This is a genomic window from Pseudomonas meliae (assembly GCF_001400515.1).
Taxonomy (GTDB): Bacteria; Pseudomonadota; Gammaproteobacteria; order Pseudomonadales; family Pseudomonadaceae; genus Aquipseudomonas; species Aquipseudomonas amygdali.
Genome location: NZ_LJQT01000139.1, coordinates 1 through 16,287, shown reverse-complemented (window position 1 = coordinate 16,287; position 16,287 = coordinate 1). Strand labels below are relative to the sequence as shown.

The 16,287-nt window shown below is 56.5% G+C and carries 15 protein-coding genes, 1 tRNA gene and 1 pseudogene; 10 read left to right on the top strand and 7 right to left on the bottom strand.

Annotated features, from left to right (window positions below):
- Nucleotides 1-121 precede the first annotated feature (121 nt).
- The 6 genes from ALO64_RS06205 to hemA all read right to left on the bottom strand — a co-directional run bounded on the left by ALO64_RS06205 (nt 122) and on the right by hemA (nt 5,521).
- Nucleotides 122-640, bottom strand: a complete 519-nt coding sequence (locus ALO64_RS06205) for an acyloxyacyl hydrolase (protein ID WP_002552154.1) — start codon at nt 638-640, stop codon at nt 122-124.
- Nucleotides 641-758: 118 nt separating this feature from the next.
- Complete coding sequence (murI, locus tag ALO64_RS06200; protein WP_044343952.1) at nt 759-1,574, bottom strand: glutamate racemase; 816 nt, start codon at nt 1,572-1,574, stop codon at nt 759-761.
- Complete coding sequence (locus ALO64_RS06195) at nt 1,567-2,337, bottom strand: molybdopterin-synthase adenylyltransferase MoeB (protein WP_161794686.1); 771 nt, start codon at nt 2,335-2,337, stop codon at nt 1,567-1,569. The genes murI and ALO64_RS06195 overlap by 8 nt, the downstream gene beginning before the upstream one ends.
- On the bottom strand, nt 2,331-3,164 hold the full coding sequence (gene prmC, locus ALO64_RS06190; protein WP_005746222.1) for a peptide chain release factor N(5)-glutamine methyltransferase: 834 nt from the start codon (nt 3,162-3,164) through the stop codon (nt 2,331-2,333). The genes ALO64_RS06195 and prmC overlap by 7 nt, the downstream gene beginning before the upstream one ends.
- Nucleotides 3,165-4,247 carry a peptide chain release factor 1 gene (prfA, locus tag ALO64_RS06185; RefSeq protein ID WP_002552150.1) on the bottom strand — a complete coding sequence of 361 codons (1,083 nt, stop codon included), beginning with the start codon at nt 4,245-4,247 and terminating at the stop codon, nt 3,165-3,167.
- Entirely contained in the window at nt 4,244-5,521 is a 1,278-nt protein-coding gene (hemA, locus tag ALO64_RS06180) for a glutamyl-tRNA reductase (RefSeq protein WP_044343950.1), read from the bottom strand. The genes prfA and hemA overlap by 4 nt, the downstream gene beginning before the upstream one ends.
- Nucleotides 5,522-5,747: 226 nt before the next feature.
- On the opposite strand from hemA, the gene ALO64_RS06175 reads away from it, so the two are divergent.
- The 10 genes and pseudogenes from ALO64_RS06175 to ALO64_RS06130 all read left to right on the top strand — a co-directional run bounded on the left by ALO64_RS06175 (nt 5,748) and on the right by ALO64_RS06130 (nt 14,904).
- Nucleotides 5,748-7,475: a tetratricopeptide repeat protein gene (locus ALO64_RS06175; RefSeq protein WP_082303391.1), complete on the top strand. Its 1,728-nt coding sequence runs from the start codon at nt 5,748-5,750 to the stop codon at nt 7,473-7,475.
- 4 nt (nt 7,476-7,479) lie between these two features.
- Nucleotides 7,480-8,097, top strand: a complete 618-nt coding sequence (gene lolB, locus ALO64_RS06170; RefSeq protein ID WP_011167841.1) for a lipoprotein insertase outer membrane protein LolB — start codon at nt 7,480-7,482, stop codon at nt 8,095-8,097.
- A gap of 20 nt (nt 8,098-8,117) precedes the next feature.
- A complete protein-coding gene (ispE, locus tag ALO64_RS06165) occupies nt 8,118-8,966 on the top strand; it encodes a 4-(cytidine 5'-diphospho)-2-C-methyl-D-erythritol kinase (protein WP_044343964.1) in 849 nt (282 codons plus the stop codon).
- A gap of 37 nt (nt 8,967-9,003) precedes the next feature.
- A tRNA-Gln gene (locus tag ALO64_RS06160) sits at nt 9,004-9,078 on the top strand.
- A 45-nt stretch (nt 9,079-9,123) separates the two neighbouring features.
- Nucleotides 9,124-10,065 (top strand): ribose-phosphate pyrophosphokinase, encoded by a 942-nt coding sequence (locus tag ALO64_RS06155; protein WP_044343948.1) that lies wholly within the window; start codon nt 9,124-9,126, stop codon nt 10,063-10,065.
- A 119-nt stretch (nt 10,066-10,184) separates the two neighbouring features.
- Complete coding sequence (locus ALO64_RS06150; protein WP_044343947.1) at nt 10,185-10,796, top strand: 50S ribosomal protein L25/general stress protein Ctc; 612 nt, start codon at nt 10,185-10,187, stop codon at nt 10,794-10,796.
- A 164-nt stretch (nt 10,797-10,960) separates the two neighbouring features.
- Entirely contained in the window at nt 10,961-11,545 is a 585-nt protein-coding gene (gene pth, locus ALO64_RS06145; protein ID WP_003317127.1) for an aminoacyl-tRNA hydrolase, read from the top strand.
- Nucleotides 11,546-11,566: 21 nt separating this feature from the next.
- The gene (ychF, locus tag ALO64_RS06140) at nt 11,567-12,667 is read left to right on the top strand and encodes a redox-regulated ATPase YchF (RefSeq protein WP_044343946.1); all 1,101 of its coding nucleotides are present in this window, start codon (nt 11,567-11,569) and stop codon (nt 12,665-12,667) included.
- A 215-nt stretch (nt 12,668-12,882) separates the two neighbouring features.
- Nucleotides 12,883-14,069, top strand: a pseudogene (locus ALO64_RS06135) (tyrosine-type recombinase/integrase).
- Nucleotides 14,056-14,904 (top strand): hypothetical protein, encoded by an 849-nt coding sequence (locus ALO64_RS06130; protein WP_004667894.1) that lies wholly within the window; start codon nt 14,056-14,058, stop codon nt 14,902-14,904. The pseudogene ALO64_RS06135 and the gene ALO64_RS06130 overlap by 14 nt, the downstream one beginning before the upstream one ends.
- Nucleotides 14,905-15,098: 194 nt before the next feature.
- On the opposite strand, the gene ALO64_RS06125 is transcribed toward ALO64_RS06130, so the two are convergent.
- Entirely contained in the window at nt 15,099-16,031 is a 933-nt protein-coding gene (locus ALO64_RS06125) for a HEPN domain-containing protein (protein ID WP_004660438.1), read from the bottom strand.
- Nucleotides 16,032-16,287: the final 256 nt, after the last annotated feature.

The following is a 16,287-nucleotide window of genomic DNA, read 5'->3' as shown; positions in this document are numbered from 1 at the left end:
ACTAACGTCGCACTCTGCGTTGTCAGTGCCATCGCGATAAAAAAGCATTTTATGCGCAATGGCTTTTGTGCAAGGCATTACGTTGTGCTGCAGCGAAGCGTTGGCACGAATGCCAGTCAAATCAGAACGGCATCTTGTAGTGCAGTGCGTAGCTTTCTATACCGTCGTTCGGCTCTTTGATGCCGGCGTTGGAATAGTGAGTCGCGCGGATGCCGACTTCATGCCCGCCCGCGAAGCGCAGACCGAAACCAATGCGGTCTTCGAAGTTGAAGGCAGAACCGAACTTGCGATCTTCAACCTGGGTGTTGGAGAACACCGAGACGCCGATACCGGCTTCTACGTAAGGCTTGACGTTGCCGTTGCCGAACTCGTAGACCAGAACCGGGGAGAACGACAGGCTGTGGTTATCCTTGTAGTCCTTGCCATCCCAATAGGTGTAAGCGCCATCCCAGTAGCCGGTCAAACGGCCGATGTCGCTTTGCAGCCAGGTTTTATCCCAATCGAACTGCACCCCCAGACGATAAGTCATGGTCGACTCGCCGGTCTGACCGACCGAAAACTCAACACCATCAGCCTGCGCGATTGAAGCTTGCCCTGCCAAAGCGGCCGCAATCACGGCCAGGCAAAAGAGTCTCTTCATGAGAAACGTCCTAAATATATTAAATTGTACGAAAAGTGTTGGAATTCATCAGCCGCTTTTATAGAAGCCGCGGAGGCGACGTTAGTTCACCCCAAAAGCGCCTTTTTTCACGTTTTTTTTACAAACGGAAGCTTCTCACATTGCCAGGACTTTGCGACAAAAAAGGTAGGATTTTTCTGAAATTGTCCGGTATGTCACTAGACCAATACATAGTCTCTCGCGCGGTGCCAGTGGCAAGAAGGCTGGAACGCGACAAAAGACGCTGCAACTGACGCGCTACCGCAGCCCCGGTGTCGATCAGGGTGACCGACTCGGGAAGCATTTCCCGTAGCAAAGGCTTGAGAAACGGGTAGTGAGTACAGCCGAGAATGATGGTGTCACAGCGCGCTGCCAGCAGCGGCTCGACATAATGCTGCAGCAATTGACGGATTTGCGGACTGACCAGATCGCCGGTTTCGATCAGTTCGACCAACCCTGGGCACGGCTGGGTCACGACCCGAACATCGTTGGCAAATCGGTCCAGCAACGCCGCAAAGCGGGCGCTTTGTAGCGTTCCGGTAGTCGCCAGCACACCGACAACACCGCTGCGGGTCGCCTCGGCAGCAGGTTTGACAGCAGGCTCCATACCCACAATTGGCCAGTCCGGGTAGCGTTGACGAATGTGCGCCACACCCGCCGCCGTCGCGGTGTTGCAGGCGACGACCAGTGCCTTGGCACCCTGCTCGCGGAAGAATCCCGCAATTGTCAGGCACCGTTCGGTAATGAATTCAGGGGTCTTTTCGCCATAAGGAATATGCCCGCAGTCCGCCAGATACAGCAGTGACTCGCTGGGCAGCAACTGGCGGATTTCATTGAGTACTGAAAGGCCACCGACCCCGGAATCGAAGATTGCGACAGGCGCATCGCTGGCATGGCTCATCTGCATGTCAGGCATGTTCGCTCTGCCCGCTTGCTGCACTGCAAACGCTGCACGCCGGGTCGCGCTTGACTTTCAGTTCACGGAAACGTGTAGTCAAGGCATCAATCAATAACAGTCGCCCGACCATTGGCTCGCCAAAACCGGCCAACAGCTTCAAGGCTTCCAGCGCTTGCAGGCTGCCAACCAGACCAACCAGCGGCCCGATGACACCGGCCTCGCTGCAGGTCAGTTCGGCTTCGCTGCCGTGACCGTACAGGCAGTGATAACACGGGCTGTCCGCACGACGCGGATCGAACACCGACAACTGCCCTTCAAGCCGAATGGCAGCACCGCTGACCAACGGCTTGCTGGCAGCGACACAGGTGGCATTGACCGCTTCGCGGGTGGCGAAATTATCCGAGCAATCCAGCACCAGATCGACAGCCTGCACCGCCGCCTCCAGTGAGTCGGTATCCAGCGCTGAGCGATGAGCGACGAGAGTGATCTCGGGATTGATCGCCTTGAGCCGGGCCAGAGCCGAATCTACCTTGGCCTGTCCGATGCTCTGGGTATCATGAATGATCTGGCGTTGCAGGTTGGTCAGGTCGACGTTATCAAAATCCGCCAGATGCAGTTCACCGACCCCTGCGGCGGCCAGATAAAGGGCCACCGGCGAACCAAGCCCGCCGACGCCGACGATCAGCGCGCGACTTTGCTTGAGGCGCAGCTGGCCGTCGATATCAACGTGTTGCAGCAGAATCTGGCGACTGTAGCGCAGCAGCTCCTGATCACTCAGCACGGCTTGCATCCGAACGTGATGCGCTCGTGCTCACCCAGATCACGACGCGTCTGGATGCGCTCGAAACCATGACGGATCAACAGTTCGCGTACCGCCGGGCCTTGATCGTAACCGTGCTCCAGCAGCAGCCAGCCATCGGCGCTAAGGTGCACCGGCGCGTCGGCAATGATCGTGCGCAAATCGTCCAGCCCGTCGGAACCGGCAGTCAACGCGCTGCTCGGCTCGAAACGTACATCACCGGCCGACAGATGCGGATCAGCGTCGGCGATGTACGGCGGGTTACTGATGATCAGATCAAACTGCTGCCCTTCCAGAGCACTGAACCAGTGGCTGTTGAGCACTTGGGCGTTATCCAGTTGCAGACGCTGGCGGTTGCGTTCAGCCAGCGCCACCGCTTCAGGCACACGGTCGACCGCTGTGACTTTCCATTGTTGGCGCTCGTTGGCCAGCGCCAGCGCAATCGCCCCAGTGCCGGTGCCCAGGTCAAGTACCTTGGCGGGCGCGAACGCAGGCACCAGTTCCAGCGCTGCCTCGACCAGCATTTCGGTCTCTGGCCGCGGGATCAAGGTATGCGGCGCTACTTCCAGATCAAGCTTCCAGAAACCTTGCTGACCGAGAATGTAAGCCACCGGTTCGCCCGTGCGTCGACGCTGCAAATAACCTGCAAATGCCAGCGCAGCCTCGGTGCTGACGATGCGCTCAGGCCAGGTGTGCAGAAAGCTGCGCGGTTTGCCCAGCGCTGCCGCCAGCAGCAGCTCTATGTCGAGCCGCGCGGTCGGTGAATCGGGAAGCTCGGCGCTTCTTAACAAACTTGCGATGATGGTCATTTACTCACCCAGTGCCGCAAGTTGATCAGCCTGATATTCAGCGAGTAGCGGCTCTATCACTGCATCGACCCCGCCCGCCAGAACTTCATCCAGCGAATACAGCGTCAGGTTCACGCGGTGATCCGTCACTCGCCCTTGAGGGAAATTATACGTACGAATACGCTCGGAACGATCACCCGACCCCACGAGCAGCTTGCGCTCGCTGGCGATGGCGTTGGCCGCCGCGCTGGTCTGCTGATCATTCAGTTTGGCAGATAGCCAGGACATTGCCCGGGCCCTGTTCTTGTGCTGCGAACGCTCTTCCTGGCACTCGACGACAATACCCGATGGCAAGTGGGTAATTCGGATCGCCGAGTCGGTTTTGTTGACGTGCTGACCACCGGCCCCTGAGGAGCGATAGGTGTCGACACGCAGGTCGGCCGGGTTGATCTCGATCGCCTGTTGCTCGTCAGGCTCCGGCAGCACTGCAACCGTACAGGCAGACGTGTGGATGCGACCCTGCGACTCGGTCTCGGGCACGCGCTGCACACGGTGCGCGCCGGACTCGAATTTCAGCTTGCCGTAGACGCTGTCACCCTCGACGCGCGCAATGACTTCCTTGTAGCCGCCATGCTCGCCTTCGTTTTCGGACAGAATTTCCACCCGCCAGCCACGCCGCTCGGCGTAACGCGAGTACATGCGAAACAGGTCGCCGGAGAAGATCGCGGCTTCATCGCCGCCGGTGCCCGCACGGATCTCCAGAAACACGTTGCGGCCGTCGTTCGGGTCCTTGGGCAACAACATGCGCTGCAATTGCGCTTCCAGCTCTACCAGTTGCTGTTTTGTTTCGCGAACTTCCTCGACGGCCATTTCGCGCATGTCCGGGTCGCTGTCCTTGAGCAGCGCCTGCGCGCCCTCCAGATCACCCTGCACCCTGATCAGCTGTTGGTAAAGCGCAACGACCGGCTCCACTTCGGCGTACTCACGGGAATAGGCGCGAAAGCGTGTCTGATCGCTGATCACTTCGGCATCGCCGAGCAGCGCGGTCAGTTCCTCGAAACGGTCGCTGAGGACATCCAGCTTATTGAGCAGTGAAGCTTTCATTGCGGGGTTTTATCCGTCGAGCCCTCACCGAGGGCAAAAAGTTCCTGGGCCATGGCCAGCGCATCGACGCGACCTTCGGCAGACAGCTTCTTGAGCTGCACGCTGGGTGCGTGCAGCAATTTGTTGGTCAGACCACGTGCCAGCTGGATCAATACGTCCTCGGCATTGCTACCGTTGGCCAGCATACGTTGCGCCTTGCTCAGTTCTTCGTCACGCAGCCGTTCGCTTTGCTGACGATAGGCGCGCAACACATCGACCGCCGCCAGTTCGCGCAGCCGCGACATGAAGTCTTCGGCACCCACGCTGACCAGCTGCTCGGCAGCCAGTGCAGCCCCCTGGCGACTCTTGAGATTTTCTGCCACCACTTCGTGCAGATCATCAACGCTGTACAGGTAAACGTCGTCCAGTTCGCCGACTTCAGGCTCGATATCCCGCGGTACGGCAATATCGACCATGAAAATCGGTTTGTGCTTGCGCAGTTTCAGCGCACTTTCCACGGCCCCCTTGCCCAGGATCGGCAACTGGCTGGCGGTGGAGCTGATCACGATATCGCTGTTGACCAGCTCGGCCGGGATATCCGAGAGCAACACCGCATGGGCACCGAACTCGGCAGCCAGCATGCTGGCGCGCTCCAGCGTACGGTTGGCAACCACGATACGCTTGACGCCCAGGTCATGCAGATGCCGGGCGACCAGAGTAATGGTCTCGCCCGCACCGATCAACAAGGCCTGACTGCGTTGCAGGTCACTGAAAATCTGTTTGGCCAGACTGACCGCGGCGAAGGCCACGGAAACCGGGTTTTCACCAATTGCAGTGTCTGTACGCACCTGTTTGGCAGCGCTGAACGTGGCCTGAAACAGACGTCCCAGTAACGGCCCGACCGTTCCGGCCTCGCGCGCAACGGCATACGCAGACTTCATCTGGCCGAGAATCTGCGGCTCGCCGAGCACCAGGGAGTCGAGCCCCGAGGCGACACGCATCATGTGTCGCACGGCGGCATCGTCCTCGTGGACGTAAGCGCTGGCGCGCAGTTCTTCCAGGCTGAGGTGATGGTAATTGGCAAGCCAGGCAAGAATGCTGTCCGCACCGAGATGCTCGTGCTCGATGTACAACTCGCTGCGATTACAGGTTGAAAGAATCGCAGCCTCGCGACTTTCGGTCAGGTGGCAAAGCTGCTGCAACGCCTTCACCAACTGTTCCGGGGTAAATGCCACGCGCTCGCGAACGTCGACCGAGGCGGTCTTATGATTGATACCGAGTGCAAGGAAGGCCATTCAGGGTCGCAGGTGGTGACGTGAAGCCGGTAATTGTCCTACTTCAATAAGCTCAGAACAACCACCACATATTATTGTCCCACTACAATCGATCGTCGCAGCCTGCGTTTTCAGGCTCGCGACACTGCAAACACACGCATTGCATCAGTTTTTCCGACAGCTATGGGTTTTGCCAACAGCCTTGTGTCATGATGCTCCCACCGCAGGTAAGCCGCCCTTCTTATATATGAATAGATCCTCCGCGTTGTTCCTTGCTCTTGCCTTTCTAGGCGGCTGCCAGTCAATGGCCCCCGCCTCGTCACAGCCCGTGCCCGCTCAGAAAGACGCCCCTCCCGCGCCTGAAGCCAAGCCGAAGGTCTATGGTTCGTTCACTCAGGACACCCTGGTCAGCCTGTTGAGCGCGGAGCTGGCCGGCCAGCGCAACCGCTTCGACATCGCCCTGGATAACTACGTTACCCAGGCGATCAAGACTCAGGACCCGGGGGTCTCCGAGCGCGCCTATCAGATCGCCGAATACATGGGCGCTGATCAGTCTGCGCTGGAAACCGCGCTGATCTGGGCAAGAAACGCACCGACCGACCTTGAAGCGCAACGCGCCGCAGCCATTCAACTGGCGCGCGCGGGACGTTACGACGATTCTCTGGTGTACATGGAGAGAGTCCTGCAGGGTCAGGGCGACACGCACTTCGACTTTCTGGCACTGTCTGCGGCCGAAACCGATCCGGACACCCGCAACGGCCTGCTCAAAAGTTTTGATCGGTTGCTGGGCAAATACCCGAACAATAGCCAGCTGATTTTCGGCAAGGCGCTGTTGCTTCAGCAGAATGGTGACGCCGAACAGTCGTTGAAGCTGCTGGAAGACAACCCGCCCAAAGAAGGTGAAATCGCGCCCATCCTGCTGCATGCCCGCTTGCTGCAAAGCATGAACCGAGGCAAGGAAGCGGTGCCCCTGCTGGAAAAAAGCCTCAAGAGATACCCGGACGACAAACGCCTGCGCCTGACGTATGCGCGCATGCTCGTCGAGCAAAACCGCATGGAAGACGCCAAAGTGCAGTTTTCCGCCCTTTTGCAGCAATATCCGGACGACGACGAGCTGCGCTTCTCGCTGGCTCTGGTGTGCCTTGAAGCCAAGGCCTGGGACGAAGCGGCTGGCTACCTGGAAGAACTGATCGCCCGTGGTGCACACGTCGATTCAGCGCATTTGAATCTCGGCCGCATCCACGAAGAGCGCGAGGACCCGCAAAGCGCGCTCAACGAATACGCTCAGGTCGGACCGGGCCCGGACTTCCTGGCGGCTCAATTGCGCCAGGCCGATATTCTGGTCAGCAATGGCAACGGCGCAGAAGCGGCCAAACACCTGGCTGAAGCACGTGCCGAAGAGCCCGATTACGCCATTCAGCTGTACCTGATCGAAGCTGAAACCCTGACCAGCAATGATCAACTGGATCGCGGCTGGCAGGTGCTGAACACGGCGCTCAAGCAGTACCCGGATGACGCCAACCTGCTCTACACCCGCGCCATGCTGGCTGAAAAGCGCAATGATCTGGCGCAGATGGAAAAAGACTTGCGCAGCATCATCAAGCGCGAGCCGGAAAACGCCATGGCACTGAATGCACTGGGCTACACCCTTTCCGATCGCACCACGCGTTACGCCGAGGCCCGCGAACTGATCGAGAAAGCCCATCAGATCAGCCCCGACGATCCGGCGGTTCTCGACAGCCTTGGCTGGGTGAATTACCGCATGGGCAATCTGGATGCTGCCGAACGCTACCTGCGCCAGGCGCTCGAACGCTTCCCTGACCACGAAGTAGCCGCACATCTGGGCGAAGTACTCTGGGCCAAAGGCGAACAGCGCGAAGCCCGGAAAGTATGGGCCAAGGCCCTGGAACAACAACCCGACAGCACCGTCCTGCGCAGCACACTGCGACGCTTGACCGGTTCAGAGACCCTTTGACGTTATGTTTTTGCGCCACGTAATCGTATTCAGCCTCATCGCCCTGCTCACCGGCTGCGCCGGTCTCACTTCCCGCGAAGCCGTTCAGGGCAAGGGCGACCCCGCGCAATGGCGCGAACACAAACAGCAACTGAGCAGCCTCGATGGCTGGCAGATCAACGGCAAGGTCGGCATCCGTGCGCCGAAGGACTCCGGCAGCGGCACCCTGTTCTGGCTGCAGCGTCAGGATTACTACGATATCCGCTTGTCCGGTCCGCTTGGCCGTGGCGCAGCACGACTGACCGGCAGGCCCGGCGCTGTCGCGCTTGAAGTCGCCAACCAAGGCCGCTACGAAGCCACAACGCCGGAAACACTGCTTCAGGATCAACTGGGCTGGAAACTGCCGGTTTCCCACCTCGTATGGTGGGTGCGTGGCTTGCCGGCACCGGACAGCAAAAGTAGCGTGACACTCGACGGTGACAGCCGTCTGGCCAGCCTTGAACAGGACGGCTGGCAGGTGGAATACCTCAGTTATGTCGAACAGAATGGCTACTGGCTGCCCGAACGCGTCAAGCTGCACGGCCAGGACCTCGATGTCACGCTGGTCATCAAGGACTGGCAGCCTCGCAAACTGGGGCAATGACCGTGACTGCATTACAGGATATGGCCACACCCCAGCTGGTTTTGCCTGCCCCGGCAAAGCTGAACCTGATGCTGCACATTCTGGGACGCCGCCCGGACGGCTACCATGAGCTGGAAACCCTGTTTCAGTTTCTCGATTATGGTGACGAACTGGGCTTTACCGTTCGCCAGGACGGCGAAATTTGTCTGCAGACCGATGTACCCGGCGTCCCGCATGACAGCAATCTGATCGTCAAAGCCGCCCGCGCGCTGCAAAAACAGTCCGGTTGCACGCTGGGCATGGATATCTGGCTGGAAAAACGCCTGCCCATGGGCGGCGGCATTGGCGGCGGCAGCTCGGATGCTGCCACCACACTGCTGGCGCTGAATCATTTGTGGCAACTTGGCTGGGATGAAGATCGTCTGGCGCAACTGGGCCTGACTCTGGGCGCTGATGTACCGGTTTTTGTCCGTGGACACGCCGCATTTGCTGAGGGTGTCGGGGAAATTCTCACCCCGGTTGACCCCGAAGAACCCTGGTATTTGGTGCTCGTTCCGCAAGTCGCTGTAAGTACAGCAGAAATTTTTTCAGATCCGTTGTTGACACGCGACACGCCGCCCATTAAAGTGCGCCCCGTTCCCAAGGGAAACAGTCGAAATGACTGTAAGGCGGTTGTAGAGAGGCGTTACCCAGAAGTACGTAACGCTTTGAATTTGTTAGGTAATTTTACCGAAGCAAAATTAACCGGAACTGGAAGTTGTGTGTTTGGGGCCTTCCCAAACAAAGCTGAAGCTGATAAAGTCTCGGCCCTTCTTGCAGAGACCCTTACGGGGTTCGTAGCGAAAGGAAGTAACATTTCGATGTTGCATCGCAAGCTGCAAATTCTGTAACAGGAATTGAGTGCCAGGCACTCGATTGATTCAATACAGGGGCGTCGCCAAGCGGTAAGGCAGCAGGTTTTGATCCTGCCATGCGTTGGTTCGAATCCAGCCGCCCCTGCCATTTTCTATACTCATCCAGGTTACCCTCAGCCTCTAGGTACTGCGCGTGTCCAAGATGATGGTCTTTACGGGGAATGCCAACCCCGATCTCGCTCGGCGTGTAGTACGTCAGCTGCATATCCCACTCGGTGATGTTTCTGTCGGAAAATTTTCCGACGGCGAAATCAGCACTGAGATTAATGAAAACGTCCGCGGTAAAGACGTCTTCATCATTCAGCCGACTTGCGCACCAACGAACGATAACCTGATGGAACTGGTTGTGATGGCTGATGCCTTCCGCCGCTCCTCAGCGTCCCGAATCACTGCTGTGATTCCCTACTTTGGTTATGCCCGCCAGGATCGCCGTCCGCGCTCCGCACGTGTTGCCATCAGCGCGAAAGTTGTTGCTGATATGCTCACCGTGGTGGGAATCGACCGTGTTCTCACGGTTGATCTTCATGCTGACCAGATCCAGGGTTTCTTCGATATTCCGGTAGATAACATCTACGGCTCCCCCGTTCTGGTGGATGACATCGAAGACCAGCGCTTTGAAAACCTGATGATCGTTTCCCCCGATATCGGCGGCGTCGTGCGTGCACGTGCTGTCGCTAAATCCCTGAGTGTCGATCTCGGTATCATCGACAAACGCCGTGAGAAAGCCAATCACTCTGAAGTGATGCATATCATCGGTGATGTCGAAGGGCGTACCTGTATTCTGGTCGATGATATGGTCGACACCGCCGGCACCCTGTGCCACGCGGCCAAGGCCCTGAAAGAGCATGGCGCAGCCAAGGTCTTTGCCTACTGCACACACCCTGTGCTGTCGGGCCGGGCGATCGAAAACATTGAAAATTCCGTGCTGGACGAACTGGTGGTCACTAACACCATCCCGTTGTCCGCAGCAGCACAAGCCTGCAGCCGTATCCGTCAACTGGATATTGCGCCGGTAGTCGCCGAAGCGGTTCGCCGCATCAGCAATGAAGAATCGATCAGCGCGATGTTCCGTTAACTGACATCACGCAGACGAAAAGCGCCCCGCCCTGACAAAANNGTGGGGCTTTTTTGCCCATACCGCCCAAGCGCTGGTCGCAAACGCAACGGCGGATGTGGTTAATTTGGAGATACAACATGAACGAATTTACCCTGAATGCAGAACAGCGTTCCGACCTGGGGAAAGGTGCGAGCCGCCGCCTGCGTCGTCTCGCCAGCCTGGTTCCAGCTGTAGTTTACGGTGGCGACAAAGCCCCTGAGTTCATCAGCATGCTGGCCAAGGAAGTTGCCAAACTGCTCGAAAACGATGCGGCCTACAGCCACATCATCGAGCTGAACGTTGGCGGCCAGAAGCAGAACGTCATCATCAAGGCGCTGCAACGTCACCCGGCCAAAGGCCACGTGATGCACGCTGACTTCGTGCGCGTTATTGCCGGCCAGAAACTGACCGCAATCGTGCCGATCCACTTCCTGAACGAAGAAGCTCCAGTCAAGAAAGGCGGCGAGATCTCGCACACTACTACTGAACTGGAAGTGACCTGCCTGCCTAAAGACCTGCCTGAGTTCATCGAGGTTGATCTGGGCGCGCTGGAAGTGGGCGACAACGTTCACCTGTCCGAGCTGAAAGCACCTAAAGGCGTCGAGTTCGTTGCCTTGGCACACGGTGCTGACCTGGCAATCGCCAACGTCCACGCACCGCGCATCGTCAAAGACGAAGCAGAAGAAGGTGAAGAAGGCGCAGCCGAGTAATTCATTACTTGGTAACGTCGGAGTTGCTCAGGAAACATCGCGAGCGATAGCAGGCAAAGCGGGCGAGATCGCTGAGTTTACATCATGGTAAATGAGCAGTTTTCGCCCACATTGCCGCTGTCGTCAGCGGTTTAACCCTCAACTCCAAAGGAAGAGCCCCTGTCGTGACCGCCATACAACTGATCGTGGGCCTGGGAAATCCAGGCGCTGAATACGAACAGACCCGGCATAACGCAGGGGCTTTCTTTGTTGAGCGTATTGCTGCGGCGCAGCGAGTCAATCTCGTTCCCGAGCGCAAATTCTTTGGCCTGACCGGGCGTTTTACGCATCAAGGTCAGGACGTTCGTCTGCTGATCCCCACCACCTACATGAACCGTAGCGGCCAGGCCGTCGCGGCACTCGCCGGTTTCTACCGTATTCCGGTTGAGTCGATTCTGGTGGCGCATGACGAGCTGGACCTGCCTCCGGGCGTTGCCAAACTCAAAGTGGGTGGCGGCCATGGCGGTCATAACGGCCTGCGCGACATCATCGCGCAGCTCGGCAACCAGAACACATTTCATCGCTTGCGGCTTGGCATCGGCCACCCGGGCGATGCCAGCAAGGTATCCGGCTTTGTCCTGGGTCGAGCGCCACGCGCCGAACAGGAAAAACTGGACGCCAGTATCGATTTTGCCCTCGGCGTGCTGCCGGATATCTTCGCCGGTGAATGGAACCGGGCGATGAAAAACCTGCACAGCCAGAAGGCCTGACATCACTCGAGGGGAAACACCATGGGATTCAATTGCGGCATCGTCGGCCTGCCTAACGTCGGCAAGTCCACCCTGTTCAACGCCCTGACCAAATCTGGTATTGCGGCCGAGAACTTCCCCTTCTGCACCATTGAACCGAACAGCGGCATCGTGCCGATGCCTGACCCGCGCCTGGCGGCCCTGGCAGCCATCGTCAACCCGAAACGCATCCTGCCGACCACCATGGAGTTCGTCGACATCGCAGGCCTGGTGGCAGGTGCCTCAAAAGGCGAAGGCCTGGGCAACAAGTTCCTCGCCAACATCCGCGAGACCGACGCCATCGCTCACGTGGTGCGCTGCTTTGAAGACGAGAACGTGATTCACGTCTCCAACAGCGTCGACCCCAAGCGCGACATCGAGATCATCGATCTGGAACTGATCTTCGCTGACCTCGACAGCTGCGAGAAGCAACTGCAAAAGGTCACGCGCAATGCCAAGGGCGGTGACAAGGACGCAGTGGTCCAGAAAGGCCTGCTTGAACAACTGATCGCCCACTTCAGCGAAGGCAAGCCAGCACGCAGCCTGATGAAGAGCATGAGCAACGACGAGAAGGCCACCATCCGTGGCTTCCACCTGCTGACCACCAAGCCGGTCATGTACATTGCCAACGTTGCCGAAGACGGTTTCGAGAACAACCCGTTGCTGGACGTGGTCCGCGCCATCGCCGAAGAAGAAGGCGCAATGCTGGTGCCGGTCTGCAACAAGATCGAAGCCGAAATCGCCGAATTGGATGACGGCGAAGAAAAAGACATGTTCCTCGAAGCGCTGGGCCTCGAAGAACCCGGCCTGAACCGCGTTATTCGCGCTGGCTACGAAATGCTTCACCTGCAGACCTACTTCACCGCTGGCGTCGAAGAAGTTCGCGCCTGGACCGTCCGCGTCGGTGCAACCGCACCACAGGCCGCAGGCGTCATCCACACCGACTTTGAAAAAGGCTTTATTCGTGCCGAAGTCGTGGCCTATGACGACTTCATCCAGTTCAAGGGTGAAGCCGGTGCCAAGGAAGCGGGTAAGTGGCGTCTGGAAGGCAAGGAATATGTCGTCAAGGATGGTGATGTGATGCATTTCAGGTTTAACGTGTAAACTGTAGATAACATTGCAGGTGATTGCATAAGGTTGCTTAAAGGCTTAAAAATCGCTCAGAAAGCCCCATTCTATGGGGCTTTCGCGTTTCTATGTGTTGCATGCGATTGCACGACCATGCAGAAAAAAAGCGACTACGCTCGTGTATATGATTTTTGGACAAGCCGTTTTTAGGTGTATACGATGAATGCATCCTGTGAAAACCGAGTCATCCAATGCTCACCGACGCTCACTGCCGGGCTGCAAAAGCCAAAGACAAGCTGTATCGCATCAACGACGCTAGAGGCCTGTACCTTGAGGTAAAGCCTAACGGGGTGAGGGCATGGCGATACCGCTTTAAGCTTTGCGGAAAGGCCTCCTGGTTCGCCCTCGGCGATTATCCCGACCTGTCGCTGGCAAATGCCCGAGAGAAGTGCGATGAGGCCCGCAAGCTGGTCAGACAGGGCATCAACCCAGTGCAGAACAGACAGCTCACGAAAATCAAACGGGAGATGGATGCTTCCAACACATTTGAGATGATCGCCCAAGAGTGGCTTGCTCTTAAGAGCTGGGAGCCGGTGACGAAGTCTCGGAGATTGGGGATGCTAAAGAGGGTTGTTTTCCCTTCGATAGGGAAACTTCCAGTTCGAACCATCACATCAGCACATGTACTCGACATCCTGAATAAAACAGTGAAGCGCGGGGCCCCATCGGTAGCTGCCGAAGCAAAACGCACGATGTCAGGAGTTTTTGAGCTAGCAGTCGCTACTCTTAGAGCCGACGCCGATCCCGTATGGCCTGTGAGAAAGGCTCTGCCACCGAACAAAACCCAACACAAAGCGGCACTTACGTCAGGCCAGGTAGGCAATCTACTCAATGCTTTCGAGTCCCACGGAGGGCATTTCCAGACGCAGATGGCATTCAGGTTAATGTGGTTGACGCTGACGAGAGCCAATGAAAGCGTTCAGGCGAGGTGGGATGAATTCGACCTAGCCAATGGGCTTTGGAAAATCCCTAAAGAGCGGATGAAGGCACGTCGGGAACATTTGCTTCCCCTCCCCCGCCAGGCAGTCTCGATACTAACGACAATGCAGCCAATCACCGGCCAAAGCGCCTATGTTTTTCCTAACCGAGATGATCGCCACAAGCCGATGTCTGATGCTGCTTTTCGCCAAGCACTGAAAAACTCGGTTGGGCAACGATATACAGTCCCCATGGAACTCGTACAACAGGAAGCACGAGGCTTAACGAAATGGGTTACAGATCTGATGCAATTGAGGCGCAGCTGGCTCATGCAGAGCCTAATTCGGTTCGTAGGGCCTACAATCACGCTACATATATGGTTGAGCGAGCAGAAATGATGCAGCATTGGGCAGACAAGCTTGATCAGTGGAAAAAGGAGGCTTCAGATGCTGCGATCTGACAACGATGCCGACCAGGAAAAATTTCGTAGTCAACTGATAGAAAGCATCTTAGTGCATCCATCCTTAGATCATCTATCGTCGGACAGAAAGGCATCCTTAATAGAATTCCTAACAGAGCAAAAAAATGAGCTTATAGTTCTAGATAAAAGTGACACTCAAATCCGACTTAGCGCTTTGAGGAAAGCAGCTTCTGACGCTAAACGGCTTGCAAATTCATTGAAACTATTAAATGAGCATGATGTTGACGTATTCAACCTCACAAACTCTGAAAAATCAGACCTAAGCGAGCGGACAAAAAACCTAAACAAGATGGCCCAAGAGCTGGAAACAATAGCGCAACACAGAGTAGAAGATACGAGTAACTATGCAAAAAAAGCTAGGATGTTACGTGCCTTATATGCATGGCCTTTGATAACCAAGCTAGATGAATACGGAATACCAAAAACCATTAGAAATGATTTCGTTTCAACATCCGCCTGCATCCTACCAAACGAAAGCGAGCAATATCTACCAGACATCCAAGGCAACGCGACTGTGGCCATGCGATGCGTAATGCTCGCCCTCCACTCCTCAAATAGTAAAAACTTAGACTGGAGCTTGACCGTATCACTCATAAAACTCGGAAAGCCGGTAGTAGAACAAACAGCCATACAAACGAAGTCACTCCTAGAACTTAAAGAGATAATGGCCCCATACATTAACCAGCTGCACTACGCCATGTCACTTACCGTTGACGCTCTTGAGACTCATACAGACGGAAAACAGTATTCAAATATATCTGACAGACAAGACCAACCACAACCAACCCGAAAACTAAGGGCTGTCGATAATTGAATGCACGGGCATATGAATCAGCCATTAGAGTATTCCGGTTTTTATTGCCCTCCAAAAGCGCCTCCATCCTACGCGCTCGGAGTTTCCCGACCGGATCAAATTTGGGTGAATACTCACTCAAGGTAACGCCAAAACACCTGGGTAACTCTGGCGTTTTCAAACAGCTTGGGCGGTTAACTGGCGTCAGTAGGGCATCAACTCAAAAGCAGCTCTTCGTATTCGTCGGTAGTGGGCAAGGTGCCTGCTTCTGTCATGCGGCACATCAATCGGGACAAAAGTCCCCGCACCTCAATTATGTGTTTAGTCAGGAGATCGTCGGAGGTGGCCCCACCGTGTACTGCTTTTGACCGATAGTCGTACAGTTTTTTAATCCGTCGATAGAGAGCAAGACGTTCTGGGCCGCGCTCCTCAAGGTATGCAGCTGCAAGCAGCGCAAGGCGAAAACGAAGCTCCGAGCTTATCCCAAAGAGGGCCTCAAAACCCGCCCAGAGGGCTGCGGCTGCCATTCTCAAATTTGCATGCTGGTGGTGAGTAGTTAGGGAGTCGGTAGCTAGCCTGAATGCAGGTAGCTCCAGCAAATTTATCCAGCGCTCAAGGTTCGCCTGGACCCAGTCGAGAGAAGCTACAGGTATTTCGATTCTGGGGCTCAGCTGCCTAGCCGCAGGCACGTCCTCAAGCAGTTGAATCTCGCAGGAGTCAGCTTGAACAGCTGGTATGACGTCCCATGAGGCGCTTGCTACTGCGGGAACCAGTATTTCGGTAAGCGTACGGCATCTAAGCGCGGAAATGATCCACCAGCCGATGTTCAGATTCGCCTGTGCGAACTTCGGCTCGCTACATCGCAGCGCAAGCTCATGGGTTACTGCGGGCATATGACGAGCGACGGCGCTCAGTAAAGTCTTATTTCTCAGAGCTGCGGCTAGCTCAATCTCTCCTGGGGGATGAATGACTTCCCGCAACTCTCCGATCTTTCGGAAGACGTAAGGGCCACCTTGAAACGTCAGCCCCGACAAAGCAAAACAGAGCTCCGTCTGATCGGATAAGCCGAACATTCGGGAAGCAGCATATTCCTTGCGAGACTTGAAGTAATGAAGCAAGTCCGAAGATTTCTCATTGCGGTTATTCATACGTCCCTACCTTGGATCTCCTATTGCAGCGCCCCATGCTACACAATCGTTCGGTGTAGCAGGCTTATCAGTTTGAAGGAATCCGGCTAGGCGTCCGGTTCTAGCCAGTTTTGGCCTGTCACGACCGACCGCTTTTGGCCGCCCCCCGCCAGTGGTGGTGAGCAGAGAGCGGCCAAAAACGGACTCACAATATCCCAACCGCAGCCCCCAGATCGCGCAGTTAATGCAAATGCCGCCCGCTAAGAGGGTGTAGACA

Coding starts and splice junctions, on each gene's coding strand:
- ychF (WP_044343946.1), top strand. CDS start 11,567: ATGGGATTCAATTGCGGCATCGTCGGCCTGCCTAACGTCGGCAAGTCC.
- ALO64_RS06130 (WP_004667894.1), top strand. CDS start 14,056: ATGCTGCGATCTGACAACGATGCCGACCAGGAAAAATTTCGTAGTCAA.
- ALO64_RS06175 (WP_082303391.1), top strand. CDS start 5,748: ATGAATAGATCCTCCGCGTTGTTCCTTGCTCTTGCCTTTCTAGGCGGC.
- ispE (WP_044343964.1), top strand. CDS start 8,118: ATGGCCACACCCCAGCTGGTTTTGCCTGCCCCGGCAAAGCTGAACCTG.
- ALO64_RS06125 (WP_004660438.1), bottom strand. CDS start 16,031: ATGAATAACCGCAATGAGAAATCTTCGGACTTGCTTCATTACTTCAAG.
- hemA (WP_044343950.1), bottom strand. CDS start 5,521: ATGGCCTTCCTTGCACTCGGTATCAATCATAAGACCGCCTCGGTCGAC.
- ALO64_RS06150 (WP_044343947.1), top strand. CDS start 10,185: ATGAACGAATTTACCCTGAATGCAGAACAGCGTTCCGACCTGGGGAAA.
- ALO64_RS06205 (WP_002552154.1), bottom strand. CDS start 640: ATGAAGAGACTCTTTTGCCTGGCCGTGATTGCGGCCGCTTTGGCAGGG.
- prfA (WP_002552150.1), bottom strand. CDS start 4,247: ATGAAAGCTTCACTGCTCAATAAGCTGGATGTCCTCAGCGACCGTTTC.
- lolB (WP_011167841.1), top strand. CDS start 7,480: ATGTTTTTGCGCCACGTAATCGTATTCAGCCTCATCGCCCTGCTCACC.
- murI (WP_044343952.1), bottom strand. CDS start 1,574: ATGCCTGACATGCAGATGAGCCATGCCAGCGATGCGCCTGTCGCAATC.
- prmC (WP_005746222.1), bottom strand. CDS start 3,164: ATGACCATCATCGCAAGTTTGTTAAGAAGCGCCGAGCTTCCCGATTCA.